We start from the raw sequence: 16,574 nt of genomic DNA, 5'->3' as shown, positions 1-16,574 counted from the left end.
CGTGTCCGACTCCTCCGCGCCCGTCCGGCCCGCCTCCGCAGCGGCCGAGCCGCTGACCGCCGCGATCGAGCCGGCCCGGGCCGCCGCCGTGGAGACCGCCGGCGCCGCCGACCTGGTCGGCGAGCACCTGGGGGCGACGGCGGAGGCCGTCGGCCCCGCCGAGCTCGGCGAGGTGGTCACCCACACCTTCGCCAGCCGGCTGCCCGGCTACGTCGGCTGGCACTGGGCGGTCACGGTCGCCCGGGTGCCCGGCGAGGACCGGGTCACCGTCGACGAGGTGGTGCTGCTCCCGGGCGAGCAGGCGCTGCTCGCGCCGGCGTGGGTGCCGTGGCACGAGCGGCTGCGGCCGGGGGACCTCTCGGTCGGCGACGTCCTGCCGGCCACCGAGGACGACGCCCGGCTGGTGCCGGCGTACACCGCCGACGACGACTCCGCCGACGACCCCGAGGGCCGCGTCGTCGCCCGCGAGATCGGCCTCGGCCGGGAGCGGGTCATGTCGCGGGAGGGCCGGGCCGAGGCCGTGGCCCGCTGGTCGGCCGGGGAGTACGGGCCGACGTCCCCGATGGCCCGGCAGGCGCCGGGCCCCTGCGCCACCTGCGGGTTCTACCTCCCGCTGGCCGGGTCGCTCCGGCAGATGGTGGGCGCCTGCGGCAACGCCTACGCCCCCGGGGACGGGCGGGTCGTGACGGCCGACTACGGGTGCGGCGCGCACAGCCAGGCGACGCTCGTCCTCGTCCAGGACACCGAGGTGGTCACCTCGGCGCGCTACGACACCTCGGAGTACGACGTCCTGGGCGACTGAACCCCGGCTCAGTCGCGGTCGCGCCGGCCCAGCTGCCCCTGCAGCTTCATGACGCCCAGGCCCAGCAGCGCCAGCCCGATCGCGGCGACGCAGGTCCAGGTCCACATCCGGTCCACCCGGTCGCCCAGCAGCAGCAGGACGACCAGGACCACCGCCCAGACCGCGATGCCGGCGATCACCACGCGCACGGTGTCGACCTCGAGCGGCGGGGGAGCCTGCTTACCGGGACGGGCCACGACCGCACCTTAGATCCCGTCCCGGCCACGGTGGCACGTGCCGGAAACATCCGTGTGGCACGCTGTCGCCGCTCGATGGCCGCCCGCACCGCCCGGAGATCCCGCATGCCGCAGAAGTCCCGTCCCTCCGGTGGCGCCAGCGCCGCCGCCGCCGACGGCAGCACCCCCGCCGACGTCTCGGCCGGCACGCCCCCCACCACGCCCCGCCGCAGCGAGGGGCCGCGGGTGCGCCCGAAGAACGGGCTGGACCGCTACTTCGAGATCAGCGCGCGCCGGTCGACCGTCGGCCGCGAGGTGCGCGGCGGCATCACGACCTTCTTCGCGATGGCCTACATCGTGGTGCTCAACCCGATCATCCTGACCAGCATCCCCGGGCCGGACGGCGTCCCCGGCGCCGACGTCGCGGGCACCGTGCTGCCGTTCGGCTCGATCGCCGCCGTCACCGCGCTGCTCGCCGGTGCCCTGACCCTCCTCATGGGCATCGTGGGCCGCTACCCGTTCGCGCTGGCCACGGGCCTGGGCATCAACGCGATCGTCGCGGTCTTCGCGGCCACGCAGCTCACCTGGCCGGAGATCATGGGCCTGGTCGTGCTCGAGGGCCTGCTCATCACCGTGCTGGTGCTCACCGGCTTCCGCAAGGCGGTGTTCGAGGCCATCCCGGCCCAGCTCAAGGTCGCGATCGCCGTCGGCATCGGCTTCTTCCTGGCCATCATCGGCCTCGCCGACGCCGGCATCATCCGGCCGGGCAACCCGCTGATCAGCTTCGGCGTGGGTGGCCAGCTCGCCGGCTGGCCGATGCTCGTCTTCGTCGTCGGCCTGCTGCTCATGAGCCTGCTGGTGGTCCGCCGCGTCAGGGGCGCGCTCCTCATCGGCATCGTCGCGACGACGGTGCTCGCCATCGTGGTGGAGGCGATCGCCGGGGTCGGCCCCCGCTTCGGCGAGGACGGGGAGAACCCCCGCGGCTGGGCGCTGCAGGTGCCGGCGCTCCCCGACGACATCGTCGGCAGCCCCGACTTCTCGCTGCTCGGGAACTTCTCCCTCTTCGGCGGCTTCGAGCGCATCGGCGTCGTCGCCGCCCTGCTCATCGTCTTCGCGATCATGATCGCCGACTTCTTCGACACCGTGGGCACGGTGACCGCCGTCGGCGCCGAGGGGGACCTGCTCGACGAGAACCGCAACCTGCCGAAGTCGCAGCCGGTCCTGCTCGTCGACTCGCTGGCCGCCGCGGCCGGTGGCGCGGGCAGCGTCTCCTCCAACACCACCTACATCGAGAGCACCGCCGGCGTGGCCGACGGCGCCCGGACCGGGCTGGCCAGCATCGTCACCGGCCTGCTGTTCCTGGTCGCGGTCTTCTTCACCCCGCTGGTCGCGGTGGTCCCCTCCGAGGCGGCCGCACCGGCGCTCGTCATCGTCGGCGCGCTGATGATCAGCCAGATCAAGAACCTGACGTGGGACGACATGTCCCTGGTCATCCCGGCGTTCCTGACGATCGCGCTCATGCCGTTCACGTACTCGATCACCAACGGCATCGGGGCCGGCGTCATCAGCTTCGTGCTGCTGCGCCTGGCGGTCGGGCGGGGCCGGGAGATCCACCCGCTCATGTGGGTGGTGGCCCTGCTGTTCCTGGTCTACTTCGCGCTCGAGCCGCTGCAGCAGCTCCTCTGAGAGAGGGCTCCCTCGCCCCCCACCACTCGCGAGCTCGCGGCGGGCCCCTGCGAGGGGGCCGTCGGAGAGCGCGGCGACCGACAGATCGTTAGGTAGGCTACGAACCGTGGGCCGGACGACGCTGGACACCGCCGCGCTCGCCCACGAGCTGCGGCTGGCGGTCATGCGGTTCTCCCGGCGGCTGCGCAACCAGCGCGTGGACACCTCGGTGACGCTCACCCACCTCGCGGCCCTGTCGACGCTGAAGCGGCACGGCCCGATGAGCCCGGGGGAGCTCGCCGCCCACGAGCGGGTGCAGCCGCCGTCGATGACCCGCGTCGTCGTCGCGCTGGAGAACGCCGGGCTGGTCACCCGCACCCCGCACCCCACCGACGGTCGCCAGGTGATCATCGGGCTGACCGACGCGGCCGAGGAGCTGCTGTCGGCGGAGGCGCGGGCGCGCGAGGCCTGGCTGGCCGGCCGGCTGCAGGAGCTGACCGCCGAGGAGCGGGCGGTCCTCCGCGAAGCGGCCGAGATCATGGACAAGCTCGCCGGTGGGTGACCTGCACGAGCACTGACCAGCGGACGCCGCCCGAGCAGGGGAGCGGCATGTTCCGCGCCCTCCGGGTGCGGAACTTCCGCCGCTACGCCTCGGCCAACCTCGTCAGCCTGACCGGCACCTGGATGCAGCGCATCGGGCAGGACTGGCTGGTGCTGCAGCTCACCGACGGCAGCGGGGTCGCCCTCGGCCTGATCACCGCCCTGCAGTTCGGCCCCTCGCTGCTGCTGAGCGCCTACGGCGGCGTCCTCGCCGACCGCTACCCCAAGCGCCGGCTGCTGATCGCGGCCCAGGCCCTCATGGGGCTGCTCGCCCTGGTCCTGGGGGTCCTGGTGGCCACCGGGGCGGTGGCGCTGTGGCACGTCTTCGTGCTGGCCGGGCTGCTCGGGTCGGTCGCCGCCGTCGACGTGCCGGTGCGCCAGTCGTTCGTCCCGGAGATGGTCGGCCCCGCGCTGATCACGAACGCCGTCAGCCTCAACTCGACGATCTTCAACGGCGCCCGCCTGGTCGGGCCGGCGCTCGCCGGCCTGCTCATCGGCGCGGCGTCGGGCAACACCGCACCGGCGTTCTTCCTCAACGCGGCGAGCTTCGCCTTCACCATCGTGGCGATCGCCGGCATGCGCGCCGACGAGCTGACCCCCAGCCCGCCGGTGGCCCGGGGCCGGGGGCAGCTGCGCGCCGGTCTGGCCTACACGCGGGCGCACCCCGACCTGCTGCTGGCGATGGGGCTGGCCTTCGTCCTGGGCACCTTCGGCTTCAACTACCAGGTCACCATCGCGCTGATGGCCCGGGAGACCTTCGGCCTCGGGGCGGAGGCCTTCGGCCTGCTCTCGACCTGCTTCGCGGTCGGGTCGCTGAGCGGCGCCCTGCTCTCCACCCGGCGCAGCGTCCGCCCCCGGCAGCGCTTCCTCGTGGCGTCGGCGGTGCTCTTCGGCGCCTGCACCGTCGTCGCCGGGCTGATGCCCACCTACTGGGCCTTCGCCGCGATGCTGGTGCCCACCGGTGCGGCGGCGCTGGTCTTCAGCGTGGCCAACAACAGCTTCGTCCAGCTCGGCGTCGACCCGCAGATGCGCGGCCGGGTGATGGCGCTGTACTTCATGTGCTTCATGGGCGGCACCCCCGTCGGGGCGCCGCTGGTCGGCTGGATCTCCGAGCACCTGGGCGCCCCGTGGGGCCTCGTGCTGGGCGGCGGCGTCTGCGTGGTCGCGGGTCTCGGCGCCGCGGCCTGGCTGGCCCACCGTGGGTCCCTGCGGCTGACGGTGGAGCGCTCGCCGGTGCGGCTGCGCATCCGCCCCGTGGTCCCGTCGTCGCAGGTGCGCAGCGTCGAGGAGCAGCTCAGCCAGAAGGCCCCCGGTCAGCAGTCGCTCTGAGCGTTCCGCGCGTACCGTTCGCTGCACCCGTCCCGCCCGTGCGCAGGGGAACGCCATGGCCGCGCTGATCCAGCTCGTCGCACTGCTCGCCGCCTTCGCCGGCCTGGTCGCCGGCCTGGGACCGCTCATCCGGCGGATCGAGGCGTGGTCTGCCCGCCGTCACGCGGCGCGCCACCCGGCGCCCCCGGGACGCGCCCTGGAGGTCGTGGCGGCCGACGTGCGCCGGCTCGGCCGCCAGGTGGCGCTCGTCCCGGCCGGGATGCCGATGGCGCGCCGCCGCGCGCTGCTGGCCGCGTACGACGACGTCCTCACCGAGGCGGCCGGCATGCTGGGCCTGGCCTCGGCGCTCGCGGGTCTGCCGGAGGGCCGCGCCCGCGAGGTCGAGCGGCTCCGGGTTGCCGCCGAACTGCGCGCCGCGGGCCTGCAGGTGCCCCTCTGAGCAGCCCCGGGGCGGGACGGCGGCTCTTCTTCGCCGTCGACCCGCCCGAGGGCGCGCGCCACGACCTCGAGCGCGTCCTGCTGCCGCTGCGCGACCTCCCGGGGGCGCCGCGCTGGGGCAGACCCGAGCGCTGGCACCTGACGCTGCTGTTCCTCGGGGCCGTGCCCGACCCGCTGGTGCCCCGCCTGGTGGCCGCCGCCGCGCCGGCGGTGGCCGCGACCCCGACGATGACGCTGCGACTGGCCGGCGGCGGGCGGTTCGGGTCGCTGCGCCGTCCCCAGGTCGCCTGGGCGGGGCTGGAGGGCGACGTCGACCCGCTGGTGGCGCTGGCCGGGCGGCTGGCGGCGGTCGCGCGTGCCCTGGGGCTCCCGGTGGAGGAACGGCCCTTCCGGCCCCACCTGACCCTGGGCCGGTGGCGGCCGGGCCGGCCCGCCGACGCCACGCTGACCGACCGGCTCGCCGGCTACCGCGGGCCGGAGTGGCCGGTGGACCGGATCCGGCTGTGGGAGAGCCGCCTCGGCCCGGCCCCCGCCTACACGGTGCTCGCCTGCTGGCCCCTGGTGACGTGATGGAACCGGCCCCGTCGCAGGGCCCCGCGCCGATCGAGCGAGGCGTGGGGGGCGACGGGGTCCTTCACCAGGCGTACTCCACGGGGGCGGGGCGGTAGCCGGGGAAGATCTCGTCGAGCCGGGTCAGCGTGGCGTCGTCGAGCCGGATCTCCAGCGCCCGGAGCCCGCCCTCGAGCTGCTCCATCGTGCGCGGGCCGACGATCGGTGCGGTGACGGCCGGCTGGTGCAGGAGCCAGGCCACGCCGACGTCGGCGGGCGCGTGCCCCAGCTCCCGGCAGAGCGCCTCGTAGGCCTCCAGCGCCGGGCGGTGCCGCTCCACCCGCTTCTGCGTGCGCTCCTCGCCGCGCCGGCCGCCCCCGGCCTCCTCCAGCACGCCGGCGAGCAGCCCGCCGGCCAGCGGGCTCCACGGGATCACCCCGACGCCGTAGTGCTGCGCGGCGGGCAGCACCTCGAGCTCCACGTGCCGGGTGAGGAGGTTGTAGTGCGACTGCTCGCTCACCAGCCCCTGGAAGTGCCGGCGGGCCGCCGTCTCGTTGGCCGCGGCCAGCTGCCACCCGGCGTGGTTCGAGGAGCCGACGTAGAGCACCTTGCCCTGGGCGACCAGCGTCTCGCAGGCCTGCCAGATCTCCTCCCACGGCGTCGCGAGGTCGACGTGGTGGAACTGGTAGAGGTCGATCCAGTCGGTGCGCATCCGGCGCAGGGAGGCCTCGCAGGAGCGCACGACGTTGCGGGCGGAGAGGAAGGTGTCGTTGGGCCAGTCGGACATCCCGCCGTAGACCTTGGTGGCCAGCACCGTCCGCTCCCGGCGCTCGCCACCCTGGGCGAACCAGCTGCCCAGCACCTCCTCGGTGCGGCCCTTGCCGGCCTCGAAGCCGTAGACGTTCGCGGTGTCCACGAAGTTCACGCCCTCGGCCAGGGCCCGGTCGAGGATCGCGTGGGAATCGCCCTCCTCGGTCTTCCAGCCGAAGTTCATCGTCCCCAGGCAGAGCCGGGAGACCGACAGACCGCTGCGGCCCAGGTGGGTGTGGTCCACGCCGGCCACCCTGGCACGCTGTCCGACGTGCCGCAGAACGATGACCAGGCTCTCTCCGACTTCGACGCCGCCACCGCCGTCCGGCGGGCCGAGGGTGGCGGCTTCGCCGCCGACCTGCACCCCGGCTGGGACGTCGGCAGCGGCATCCTCAACGGCGGGTACCTGCTCGCCGTCGCCGCGCGGGCGGCCGTCGCCGGCAGCCCGCACCCGCACCCGCACCCGGTGGCGGTGTCGGCCAGCTACCTGCGTGCGACGCCGCCCGGCCCGGCCACCCTGGCCGTCACGCCCGGCCCGGGCGGGCGCACTCTCGGGCACTCCGGCGTCGTCCTCAGCGGTGCCGAGGGGCCCACGCTCAGCGTGCAGGTGACGACGGCGACGCTCGGGGACGACGCCCCGCTGCGCTCGGTGCCGGCGCCCGACGTCCCGCCGGTGGAGGAGTGCCTGGACGCGCAACCGGGCGCCGACATGGGCGGGCACCCCGTGCCCGCGGTGGGGCTGCGGCACCGGGTGGAGACCCGGCTGGACCCGGCGACCGCCGGCTGGGTGAGGGGCACCCCGTCGGGGGAGCCGGTCATGCGCGCCTGGCTGCGGCTCGCCGACGGGCGGGATCCCGACCCGTTCGCGCTCCTGCTCTTCGCCGACGTGCTGCCCCCGACGATCTGGTCGATGGGGCTGATGGGCTGGGCGCCGACCGTCCAGCTCCAGGTGCTGGTGCGCGCGCGGCCCGCCCCCGGGTGGTGCCTGGCCGAGGCGCGGGCCACCGAGATCGCCGGGGGCTGGCTCGACGAGGAGTACCGGATCTGGGACTCGACCGGCCGGTTGGTCGCGCAGAGCCGTCAGCTGGCGCGCGCTCCCCGCCCGCGCTGAGTGCCCCGCGGTGACTGACCCGACCCGGAACGATCAGCGGTGGGGCAGCGCCACGTCGCCGGTGAGGTAGCGCTGCACCGTCGGGCCCACCGCCGCGACGATCGACTCCGGCGCGGCGGAGGCCAGCGGCTCCACCCGCAGCACGTACCGGGCCATGACCAGGCCCATGAGCTGGGAGGCGGCCAGCGAGGCGCGCGCCTCCCGCTCGGCGGTGGGCAGCCCCAACGTGCCGACCACGCGCCGCAGGATCTGCGAGACGAGGAACTCGCGCAGCAGCTTCGCCGTCCACTCGTTGGCGACGGCGGAGCGGACCAGCGCCAGCGCCGCCGGTCGCATCGGGCCGTCCCACACCCGCAGCAGCAGCCGCACGATGTTCTCGCCCAGGTTCTCGCGACCGCCGGCGAGGACCTCGGGCAGCAGCTCCGCCGGGTTGGCGGGCGCCTCGATGGCGGCGAGGAAGAGCTTGTCCTTGTTGCCGAAGTAGTGGTGCACCAGAGCCGGGTCGACGCCGGCCGCGCCCGCGATCCCGCGGATGGTCGCGCCGTCGAAACCGCGCTCGGCGAACGCCTCGCGGGCCGCGGCCAGGACGGCGTCCCGGGTGTCGGGGTTCCCGGGGCGCCGTCCCGACCGTCGAGCCGGTCCTGCTGCGCTCAGCTGGTCCTCCTCCGCAGGGTCGCCGCCGCCAGGGCGAGGGCGAGCAGGGCGGCGCCGGCGACGAGCCCGACGTCCACCCACATCGTGCCGGTCGCCGACGGCGACCGCCCGACCTCCTGCAGCGCCTCCACCGCGTAGGTGAGCGGCAGGACGTCGCTGATCGCCTGCAGCCACCCGGCCATCTGCTCACGGGGTACGAGCAGCCCGCAGAGGAAGAACTGGGGCAGCACGACCACCGGCATGAACTGCACCGCCTGGAACTCGCTCCGGGCGAAGGCGCTGGCCAGCAACCCCAGGGCGACGCCCAGCACCGCGTCGGCCACGGCGATGAGCACGACGAGGCCGATCGACCCGGAGACGTCGAGGTCGTAGAGCGTCGTCGCGACCGTCACGGTGACGGCCGCCTGCAGTGCGGCGGCCAGGCCGAAGGCCAGGCCGTAGCCGAGCAGCAGGTCCAGCCGGGCCAGCGGGGTGGTGAGCAGCCGCTCGAGCGTGCCGGAGGTGCGCTCCCGCAGCATCGCGATGCTGGTCACCAGGAACATCACCACGAACGGGAAGATCCCGAGCATCGTCAGCCCGATGCGGTCGAAGGTGCCGGGCTGACCGGGGAGCGTGGGCACGTCCTGCCACAGCAGGTGGAGGAGCCCGAGCAGCGCGCTGGGCAGCACCAGCATCATGGCGATGGTGCGGTGGTCGTGCCGCAGCTGGCGCAGGACCCGGCCCGCAGTGGCGGTGGTCAGGCGGGGGTTCGCCAGGGCGGTGGTCACGCCGCCACCCCCGTCCGGGCCCGGACCACGGCGAGGAAGGCTTCCTCCAGGTCCTCGGAGCCGCCGTCGGCGCGCAGCTGCGCCGGCGTGGAGTCGGCCAGCAGCTCGCCGTCGCGGAGCAGCAGCAGCCGGTCGCAGCGGCCCGCCTCGTCCATCACGTGGCTGGAGACGACCAGCGTCGTCCCGGCGGCGGCCAGGGCGTGGAACCTCTCCCACAGCTCGACGCGGAGCACCGGGTCGAGGCCGACGGTCGGTTCGTCCAGCACCAGGACCTCGGGTTCGCCGACGAGGGCGCAGGCCAGGGATGCACGGCCCCTCTGGCCGCCGGAGAGGTCGGCGACCAGCTGACCGGCGGCGTCGGCCAGCCCCACGTCGGCGATCGCGGCGTCGGCGTCCACCGCCCGCCGCCCCTGCAGGGTGGCGAAGTAGCGGGCGTTCTCCCGCACCGTGAGGTCGGGGTAGACGCTCGGGGACTGGGTGACGTAGCCGACGCGGGGACGCAGCCCGGGGGAGCCGGCCGGCTCGCCGAGGACGGTGACGGTGCCCGAGCGGATGCGCTGCACGCCGACGAGGGCGCGCATCAGGGTGGTCTTCCCGCTGCCGCTGGGGCCCAGCAGCCCGGTGACCTGGCCCGCGGGGACGGTGAAGGACAGCCCGGGCAGCACCCGGCGCTTCCCGCGGTCGACGACGAGATCGGTGACGGTGATGGCGTCCATGACGCACCCCCAAGAACTCAACGGGTGATGAACTCAACGCTAGGTGAGTTCCTTCACCTCGTCAACGGGCCAGCGCGCGGCCCAGCGCGGTCCCCGAGGACCAGGCGCCCTCGACCTTCGCCGGTGCGTGCCACCCGTCCCCGCAGAGCCCGATCCGGTCGACCAGACCGAACGGCTCCTCCCGCGGCGCGGCCGGCCGGGCGAACGTCCAGCGGTGGACCTCCGTCCACTCGGGCTCCACGTCGATGCCGAGGGCGGACCGCACGGCCGCCACGACGGCCGGCACGGCGGCAGCGGGGTCCCCGAGGTGCTCGGCGGCCAGGCCGGCCGTCGTGTGCGCGACCAGCACCGGGGCGGCGTCGCCACGGCGGTCGCCGTCGTCGGCGATCCACTCCACGGCCGGGTCGTCGTGCACGAAGGCGCCGTGCAGATCGGCCGGCCAGCGCCGCCGGCGCCAGCCCAGCACCACCGCGAGGGCCGGCTGCCAGCTCTCCGCGGTGGCCAGGCGCCCCGCCCGGCCGGCCGGGTCGAGCAGCCGGGCGGCCTGGGGCCCGGGCATGGCCAGGACGGCGGCCGGCACGGCCCGCCCGTCGACGGCGGGGCCGGCGGTCACCTCCCGGACGGTGGTCCCGGACCGGACGGACAGCCCGGTGGCGAGGTCGACGGCCAGGCTGCGCGACCCGGCCGGCGTCCCGTACCGCAGCGGTCCGGACTTCCGCTCCCGGAGCCCCTCCGGTCCGAGCACCGCGAAGGTGTCCGTCCAGGGCTGGGCCAGGCCGCGGTCCACCCAGTCGGCCACCACGGCGGCGAACGGGGACCCGTCGCTCGCGGTGAGGTAGGAGGCGCCGAGGTCGACCGCCCGGCCACGCACCGTGCGCGAGGACAGCCGGCCGCCCGGGCCCCGCCCCCGGTCCAGCACCTGGACGTCGCGGCCGGCGTCCCGGAGGGCGCGGGCGCAGGCGAGGCCGGCGATGCCGGCGCCGATGACGGTCACGCGAGCGTTGTCGGGGGTCACGTCCCGATCCTGGGTGCCGCGACCCGTCGGCGCCCGCCCGGCAGAATCACCGGGTGCCCGAGACCATCACCGACCCGACCGACGAGCGGGTGGCCGACTTCCGCGACCTCAAGGCGGGGGACCGGCCCGCGGGCACGCCACGCGGCACCGGTCCGGTGATCGTGGAGGGCGTCCCCGCGGTCCAGCGGCTGCTCGCCTCCCCCTACCGGGTGCGGGCGGTGCTCGGGGTGCCCGGGCGGGTGAGCGCGCTCGACCTGCCCGACGACGTGCCGGCCTACGAGGCCGACAAGTGGGTGCTCTCGGAGGTGATCGGGTTCCGCCTCACGCGGGGCGTCGTCGCCTCGGCCGACCGCCGCCCGTCCGCCGACCTGGACGGGCTGCTCGCGGGGCCCGATCCGGCGGCGCCGCGCCGGCTGGCCGTCCTCGAGGCGCTGAACGACGCCGAGAACCTGGGGTCGATCGCCCGATCCGCGGTGGCGCTGGGGGTCGACGGCCTGCTGCTGGACCCGCGCTGCGCCGACCCGCTCTACCGGCGGTCGGTGCGGGTGTCCATGGGGCACGTGCTGTCGCTGCCGTTCGCCGTGCTGCCCGACTGGCCCGCCGGGCTCGACCTGCTGCACGACGCCGGCTACCTCACCGTCGCGCTCACCCCCGCCGCCGACGCCGTCGACCTGGCCGGCATCGATCCCGTGGCCCACCCGCGCACCGCGGTGCTGCTGGGCGCGGAGGGGCCGGGGCTGACCCCGGAGGCGCAGCGGGCGGCCCGGGTGCGGGCCCGGATCCCGATGCGCAGCGGGGTCGACTCCCTCGGCGTGGCCGCCGCGGCGGCCGTGGCCTTCGCCGCGCTGCGCTAGCCGCGCTCCGCCGCCCGGGCTCCGTCAGCCCGCGCGCAGCGAGAAGCGGGCGAGCAGGGCGCGGGCCTCCTCGGCGTGCGCCGGGTGGCACATGATGTCGTACCGGCTGGCGATGATCTTGTTGGTGCTGGTGAAGTCGCGCTTGCCGCGGGTGGCCGCGTAGCCCATCCCGCCGAACGCGGCGCCGAAGGCCAGACCGATGAGCAGGCCGGTCAGCACGGAGCCGATCCAGCCGGAGCCGTCGGGGGCGAAGATGCCCAGCAGGAGCCCGACGAAGAGACCCCACCACGCGCCGGCCGCGGCGCCGGCGGCGATCGCCCGGCCCATGGTCATGCGGCCGGTCACGGTCTCCACCATGCGCAGGTCGGTCCCGATGATGGTCACGTTCTCGACCGCGAACTTCTCGTCGGAGAGGTGGTCGACGGCGGCCTGCGCCCGCTCGTAGCTGTCGAAGGACCCGACCTGCACGCCGCCCAGCGGCATCGACACCGAAGCACTCATGCCGGATCAACTACCCAGCCGCGCGCGGGGTTCCACGCGGATCCGGTCAGCGGTTGCGGCGGACCCCGAAGACGATGTCCTCCCACGCCGGGATGCGGGCGCGCGGGTCCTCGTCGTCGTCCGTGCCCTCGCCGCCGCCCCGGCCGAGCACCACGGTGTCGTGCTCGGCGACCTCGTCCAGCAGGGCGGCCATCGGGTCGTCGTCGGCCGGGCTGCCGTCGGGGGCGTGCACGTCGCGGACGTGGGCGTCCTCCGCCGCGGCGGGGGCCGGCGCCGGCTCGGGGTTGCGCACCACCGCCACGGGGCGGCTGCGGGGCGCCGGCGTGGGCAGCCCGGCGGGCACCTCGGGCACGACCCGCACGAGGCGGGTGCCCTCGGCGAAGTCCGTCGTCGCCGCGTCGCCCGGGGTGACGGTGCGGGACGGCAGGTCGAAGTTCCACCGGGCCGTGCCGGACTTCGCCCCGGCGCGCCACTCGCCGGTGACCACCCAGGTGCCGTCCTCGTCGCGGAAGGCGTCCCACCGGACGGCGTCGATGTCGGTGTCGATCAGCCGCAGCCGCTCGACCATGAACTGCTGGAGCACGGCGCCCGGCGCGCCCTCGGTGAGCCGGACGCGCGCCTCGCGGGCCTGCGTGGCCACGCGCTCGCGCTCCTGCAGCACGGGGTGGGCGAAGCGCATGATCCGCTCCACCCGGGCGCCGGTGGCGGTGGCGACCTGCTCGGGGGTCTCGCCGGCGCGGATGCGCGACTGGATGACCCGGGGCGGCAGCTCGGTGCCGAGGTCGACGTCGATCTGGGTGAGCCGGCGGGCGTCCCCCCGGGCCGCGGCGCGCACGCGCTCGTCGATCGGAAGCTCGAACCGCTCGCCCTCGGGGTGCTCGGGGCTGTCCGCGACGAGGACGAGGCTCTTCCCGTCGTCGGAGAGAGCCACGAGGCGCAGCGTGCGCATGGGCGACCTCCTGCAGCCGGCGCGGCGGGCCCGGACGAGACCCCGGTCTCCGAGGCTATCGGGACCGGCCGCGCGCGGCGCGCAGGCGCCCCGGCGTGGCGTGGCCGGGCGCGGGGTGGCTCAGCTCCCTCCGGCGGGGGGTGCGGGCGAGCACGACGCACGCCGATGACAGCGCTGACACGTGCCGGAAACGAACCCCCGCCACAGTGGGGGGCTCGCCGGCGGCGCCGCACCGAGCCGAGGAGGAGCGATGGCCAGTCCCGTGACCGAGCAGTGGACGGCCGCGCCCGCGGGCTGCGCAGCGCTGGAGGTGCTCGCGCCGCCGGAGGCGCTCCCCGCCGCGGTCCGCCGGGCCATCGCCGGGATCGCCGGGGCGACCGCCGCCTGGTGCCCCGCGCCGTCGCCCGACGGCCGCCGCGTCGCCTACGTCACCGACCGGACCGGGCTGCCCCGGCTCGAGGTCGCCGCGCTGGACGGGCGGACCCCTCCGGTCCAGGTGTCGGGGGCCGAGCAGGAGGTCATCTCCGTCTCCTGGGCCCCCGACGGGGAGCGGCTGGCCTACCTGGTGAGCCCCGGCGGCTCCATCTGCGCCGAGCTGCACGTGGTCCGCCCCGACGGCACGGGTCACCGGCTGGTCGCCGGCGCCGACCCGCGGGCGGCCGTCTTCGCCGGCTGCTGGGTGGACGCCCGGCGCTACGCCTGCTCGATCGCCCCGGGCTCCGGGCCCGATGCCGACGTCGTGCTGGTCGACGTGGTCACCGGCGAGCAGCGGACGCTCGCCTCCGGGGGGTTCCTGGCCGTGACCGCGGTCTCCTCCGACCGGCGGACGGTGCTGGCGCGGCGCGGGCCGCGCGCCTACCGCCACATCGTCGTCATCGACGTCGCGACCGGCATCCAGCGGCGGGTGGTGCCCCTCGACGCCCCCGGCGGGATCGCCTCCGAGGACGGCCGCTTCACCGACGGCGGGGCCACCGTGCACGTGCGCGCCGCCCTCCCCGGCCCGCCCGGGGCCGACCGCGCCGGGCTGGTCGCGGTCCCCCTCGACGCCGACGGCGTGCCGGGGCGGGGTCGGGTCGTCCTGCAGCGGGCCGACGCCGACCTGGACGGGTACGCGGTCCGCCCCGACGGCACCGTCCTCGCGGTGTGGAACGCCGACGGGGTGAGCGAGCTGTGGCTGCACGCGCGCTGCGACGGCGCCGTCGTGCGGCGGATCGAGCTGCCCGAGCCGGTGCTCTCCGGCTGGGCGCCGGCCGCCGACGGCGACGCGCTGGTCGCCGAGCTCTCCGGACCGCGTGCGCCCCGGGGGCTGTGGCGGGTGCCGCTGGACGGCGCCACCCCCGAGCCGCTGCCCTGCTCGCCCGCGCGGCGGCGGCTGACGGGGCTGGTCGAGCCGGTGCGCCACGAGTACGTCGGCCCCGACGGCGTCCGGCTCTCCGGGTGGCTGTACGAGCCGGCGGGCAGCCGCGGCCCCAACCGCACGGTGGTCAGCTTCCACGGCGGCCCCGAGGGCCAGGCGCGGCCGAACTGGTCGCCGATCACGCAGAGCATGGTGGCTGCGGGGCTCACCGTCTTCGCCCCCAACGTGCGGGGCTCCGGCGGCTTCGGCCGCGCCTTCATGACCGCCGATGACGGGCCGGCGCGCGAGGCCTCCTTCGCCGACGTCCGGACGACGGTGGACGAGCTGGTGACGGCGGGCATCGCCGAGCCGGGCCGGGTCGGCGCGCACGGCTGGTCCTACGGCGGGTACCTCACCCTGGTCGCGCTGACCCGCTGGCCGGAGCTGTTCGCGGCCGGTACCTCGCTGGCCGGCATGAGCGACCTGCGCACCTTCTTCGCCGGCACCGAGCCGTGGATGGCCGCGGCCTCGGTGACCGAGTACGGCGACCCGGTCGCCGACCGCGACATGCTGGCCGCGCTCTCCCCGATGACGACCCTGGACCGGTTGACCGCCCCGGTGCTGCTTGCCCACGGGGACCGTGACACCAACGTGCCCGTTGCCGAGTCGGTGCAGGCCTACCAGGCGCTGCAGGCCCGCGGTGCCCGCGCCGACCTGCTGCTCTTCCCGGGCGAGGGCCACGCGATCGTGGGCCGGGAGAACCTGGTCGAACTGGGCGAGCGGCTCGCCGCCTGGTTCGATCGGTGGCTGTGAGCGGGGAACTCTTCGCCGGCTACCCCACCGACCGCACCGACGAGGCCGTCGGGGCCGACGGCCGGCTGCGCGACGGCTGGGCCGGGCCGGTCGCCGTCCTCGAGCGGCTGGGTGCCCCCGGGCTCGCGGCCGCGGAGGCGGAGCTGGCGCGGCGGCGGCAGGAGCGCGGCGTCGTCGTCGGCACGTGGGCCGACGGCCGGCAGCAGCTGCGCCCGGTCGCCTTGGATCCGGTGCCGCGGCTGGTCGACGCCGGCGCGTGGCGGGCGGTGTCGGCCGGGATGGCCCAGCGGCACCGCGCGCTGAACGCCTTCCTCGACGACGCCTACCGGCCCGCGGGCCGGCGGCGCAGCGATCCGGACCGCGCGGCGGAGATCGTGCGGGCCGGTGCCCTGCCCGAGTGGGCGGTGGCGCACGGCCCCGGCCGGGACCCCGACGCCGTCTCCCGCGCCTGGCGGGGGCAGCCGCGCGCCGCCGTCGCCGCGGCCGACCTCGTCCGCACCGGCGACGGGGGCTGGGCGGTGGTCCGCGACCACCTGCGCGCGCCGTCGGGCATCGGCTACGCGCTCGCCGACCGGGACAGCGCCCGCGCGCTGCTGCCGCAGCTCCCCGCCGCCGCCAGGGAGCGGCTCCGGGACCCCGCCGACGCGATCCCGCTGCTGTCCGGCGCGCTGGCGGACGCCGCCCCGCCGGGGGCCGCCGGGTCGCCACGCACGGCGGTGCTCACCCAGGGCGAGAGCGACGGCGCCTGGTTCGAGCACCAGGTGCTCGCCGAGGCGCTCGACGCCCCGCTCGTGCGGGCCGGCGACCTCTGGCCGCGCGGGGACGGGGGGGTGGAGGCCGCCGTCGACGGTGGCCGTGTCCCCGTCGACGTCCTCTACCGGCGCTTCGACGACGCGCTGCTCGGCGCCTACCCGACCGGTGCGGGGGTGCCGCTGGACGCGGCCCTCACCGAGGCGGTGCGGGCCGGGCGGCTGGGGCTGGCCAACGTGCCCGGCAACGGGGTGGCCGACGACGCGGCCGGCTACGCGTGGGTGCCGGCGATGATCCGCTTCTACCTCGGCGAGGAGCCGCTGCTGGCGTCGGCACGCACCTGGGTGCTCGCCGACCCGGCCGCGTGCGCCGAGGTCGCCGGCCGGCTGCACGAGCTCGAGGTGGAGACCGTCGCCGGGTACGGCGGCCGGCGCCTCGTGCACGGCCCGACCTGCTCGGGGGAGGAGTTGGCCGCGCTGCGCGCCGAGATCACCGCCGCCCCGCACCGGTTCGTGGCCCGTGAGCCGCTGATCCCCTCCACGGCGCCCACGCTGGTCGACGGGTGCCTGCGTCCGCGGCCGGTGGAGCTGCGGGTGTTCTCGGTGGCCGGGGGAACCACGACCACGCTGCCGCTCGCGCTGACCAGGGTGCTGGGGGCGGGCCCCGTGACCAAGGACACCTGGCTGCTGCGCTGACGGCC

Annotated in this window: 18 protein-coding genes; 10 read left to right on the top strand and 8 right to left on the bottom strand. The window is 76.3% G+C overall.

Annotated elements, in window-relative coordinates:
* Position 1 precedes the first annotated feature (1 nt).
* Complete coding sequence (locus tag ACI794_RS05655; RefSeq protein ID WP_456615833.1) at positions 2 to 802, top strand: DUF3027 domain-containing protein; 801 nt, start codon at positions 2 to 4, stop codon at positions 800 to 802.
* Between the two features lie 8 nt (positions 803 to 810).
* Here the strand turns inward: ACI794_RS05655 and ACI794_RS05650 are convergent, their stop codons facing one another.
* Positions 811 to 1,038 (bottom strand): DUF2530 domain-containing protein, encoded by a 228-nt coding sequence (locus ACI794_RS05650; protein ID WP_456615832.1) that lies wholly within the window; start codon positions 1,036 to 1,038, stop codon positions 811 to 813.
* Positions 1,039 to 1,143: 105 nt separating this feature from the next.
* Here ACI794_RS05650 and ACI794_RS05645 point away from each other — a divergent pair, with 105 nt between their 5' ends.
* The 5 genes from ACI794_RS05645 (at position 1,144) to thpR (ending at position 5,619) form a co-directional block, all read left to right on the top strand.
* Positions 1,144 to 2,703: an NCS2 family permease gene (locus ACI794_RS05645; protein WP_456615831.1), complete on the top strand. Its 1,560-nt coding sequence runs from the start codon at positions 1,144 to 1,146 to the stop codon at positions 2,701 to 2,703.
* A 106-nt stretch (positions 2,704 to 2,809) separates the two neighbouring features.
* Entirely contained in the window at positions 2,810 to 3,244 is a 435-nt protein-coding gene (locus ACI794_RS05640) for a MarR family winged helix-turn-helix transcriptional regulator (RefSeq protein ID WP_456579490.1), read from the top strand.
* A 47-nt stretch (positions 3,245 to 3,291) separates the two neighbouring features.
* Positions 3,292 to 4,611 carry an MFS transporter gene (locus ACI794_RS05635; RefSeq protein ID WP_456579489.1) on the top strand — a complete coding sequence of 440 codons (1,320 nt, stop codon included), beginning with the start codon at positions 3,292 to 3,294 and terminating at the stop codon, positions 4,609 to 4,611.
* Positions 4,612 to 4,666: 55 nt separating this feature from the next.
* Complete coding sequence (locus ACI794_RS05630) at positions 4,667 to 5,050, top strand: hypothetical protein (RefSeq protein WP_456601171.1); 384 nt, start codon at positions 4,667 to 4,669, stop codon at positions 5,048 to 5,050.
* Positions 5,047 to 5,619 (top strand): RNA 2',3'-cyclic phosphodiesterase, encoded by a 573-nt coding sequence (gene thpR / locus ACI794_RS05625; protein ID WP_456601170.1) that lies wholly within the window; start codon positions 5,047 to 5,049, stop codon positions 5,617 to 5,619. Before ACI794_RS05630 ends, thpR begins: the two co-directional genes overlap by 4 nt.
* 64 nt (positions 5,620 to 5,683) lie before the next feature.
* On the opposite strand, the gene ACI794_RS05620 is transcribed toward thpR, so the two are convergent.
* Positions 5,684 to 6,652, bottom strand: a complete 969-nt coding sequence (locus ACI794_RS05620) for an aldo/keto reductase (RefSeq protein WP_456615830.1) — start codon at positions 6,650 to 6,652, stop codon at positions 5,684 to 5,686.
* A 27-nt stretch (positions 6,653 to 6,679) separates the two neighbouring features.
* Here ACI794_RS05620 and ACI794_RS05615 point away from each other — a divergent pair, with 27 nt between their 5' ends.
* Positions 6,680 to 7,519, top strand: coding sequence for a thioesterase family protein (locus ACI794_RS05615; RefSeq protein WP_456601073.1), 840 nt, complete (start codon positions 6,680 to 6,682; stop codon positions 7,517 to 7,519).
* A 33-nt stretch (positions 7,520 to 7,552) separates the two neighbouring features.
* Here the strand turns inward: ACI794_RS05615 and ACI794_RS05610 are convergent, their stop codons facing one another.
* From ACI794_RS05610 to ACI794_RS05595, 4 genes are all read right to left on the bottom strand, one after another.
* Positions 7,553 to 8,254 carry a TetR/AcrR family transcriptional regulator gene (locus ACI794_RS05610; protein ID WP_456615829.1) on the bottom strand — a complete coding sequence of 234 codons (702 nt, stop codon included), beginning with the start codon at positions 8,252 to 8,254 and terminating at the stop codon, positions 7,553 to 7,555.
* Positions 8,170 to 8,940, bottom strand: a complete 771-nt coding sequence (locus ACI794_RS05605) for an ABC transporter permease (protein ID WP_456615828.1) — start codon at positions 8,938 to 8,940, stop codon at positions 8,170 to 8,172. Before ACI794_RS05605 ends, ACI794_RS05610 begins: the two co-directional genes overlap by 85 nt.
* The gene (locus ACI794_RS05600) at positions 8,937 to 9,656 is read right to left on the bottom strand and encodes an ABC transporter ATP-binding protein (protein WP_456615827.1); all 720 of its coding nucleotides are present in this window, start codon (positions 9,654 to 9,656) and stop codon (positions 8,937 to 8,939) included. Before ACI794_RS05600 ends, ACI794_RS05605 begins: the two co-directional genes overlap by 4 nt.
* 61 nt (positions 9,657 to 9,717) lie before the next feature.
* On the bottom strand, positions 9,718 to 10,671 hold the full coding sequence (locus ACI794_RS05595) for an NAD(P)/FAD-dependent oxidoreductase (RefSeq protein ID WP_456615826.1): 954 nt from the start codon (positions 10,669 to 10,671) through the stop codon (positions 9,718 to 9,720).
* 53 nt (positions 10,672 to 10,724) lie between these two features.
* Between ACI794_RS05595 and ACI794_RS05590 the strand changes: the two genes are divergently transcribed.
* Positions 10,725 to 11,525: a TrmH family RNA methyltransferase gene (locus ACI794_RS05590; protein WP_456601068.1), complete on the top strand. Its 801-nt coding sequence runs from the start codon at positions 10,725 to 10,727 to the stop codon at positions 11,523 to 11,525.
* Positions 11,526 to 11,549: 24 nt separating this feature from the next.
* Here the strand turns inward: ACI794_RS05590 and ACI794_RS05585 are convergent, their stop codons facing one another.
* Positions 11,550 to 12,026 carry a general stress protein gene (locus tag ACI794_RS05585; RefSeq protein ID WP_456601067.1) on the bottom strand — a complete coding sequence of 159 codons (477 nt, stop codon included), beginning with the start codon at positions 12,024 to 12,026 and terminating at the stop codon, positions 11,550 to 11,552.
* Between the two features lie 46 nt (positions 12,027 to 12,072).
* Positions 12,073 to 12,975: a septation protein SepH gene (gene sepH, locus ACI794_RS05580; RefSeq protein ID WP_456601066.1), complete on the bottom strand. Its 903-nt coding sequence runs from the start codon at positions 12,973 to 12,975 to the stop codon at positions 12,073 to 12,075.
* 250 nt (positions 12,976 to 13,225) lie between these two features.
* Between sepH and ACI794_RS05575 the strand changes: the two genes are divergently transcribed.
* Both ACI794_RS05575 and ACI794_RS05570 read left to right on the top strand, forming a co-directional pair.
* The gene (locus tag ACI794_RS05575) at positions 13,226 to 15,124 is read left to right on the top strand and encodes a S9 family peptidase (protein WP_456615825.1); all 1,899 of its coding nucleotides are present in this window, start codon (positions 13,226 to 13,228) and stop codon (positions 15,122 to 15,124) included.
* Positions 15,121 to 16,569: a circularly permuted type 2 ATP-grasp protein gene (locus tag ACI794_RS05570; protein WP_456615824.1), complete on the top strand. Its 1,449-nt coding sequence runs from the start codon at positions 15,121 to 15,123 to the stop codon at positions 16,567 to 16,569. Before ACI794_RS05575 ends, ACI794_RS05570 begins: the two co-directional genes overlap by 4 nt.
* Positions 16,570 to 16,574: the final 5 nt, after the last annotated feature.

It is taken from the genome of Blastococcus sp. SYSU DS0541, from assembly GCF_054050875.1.
Note: the sequence above shows the minus strand (reverse complement) of the source record. Positions and strands in the feature narration are given on the sequence as shown.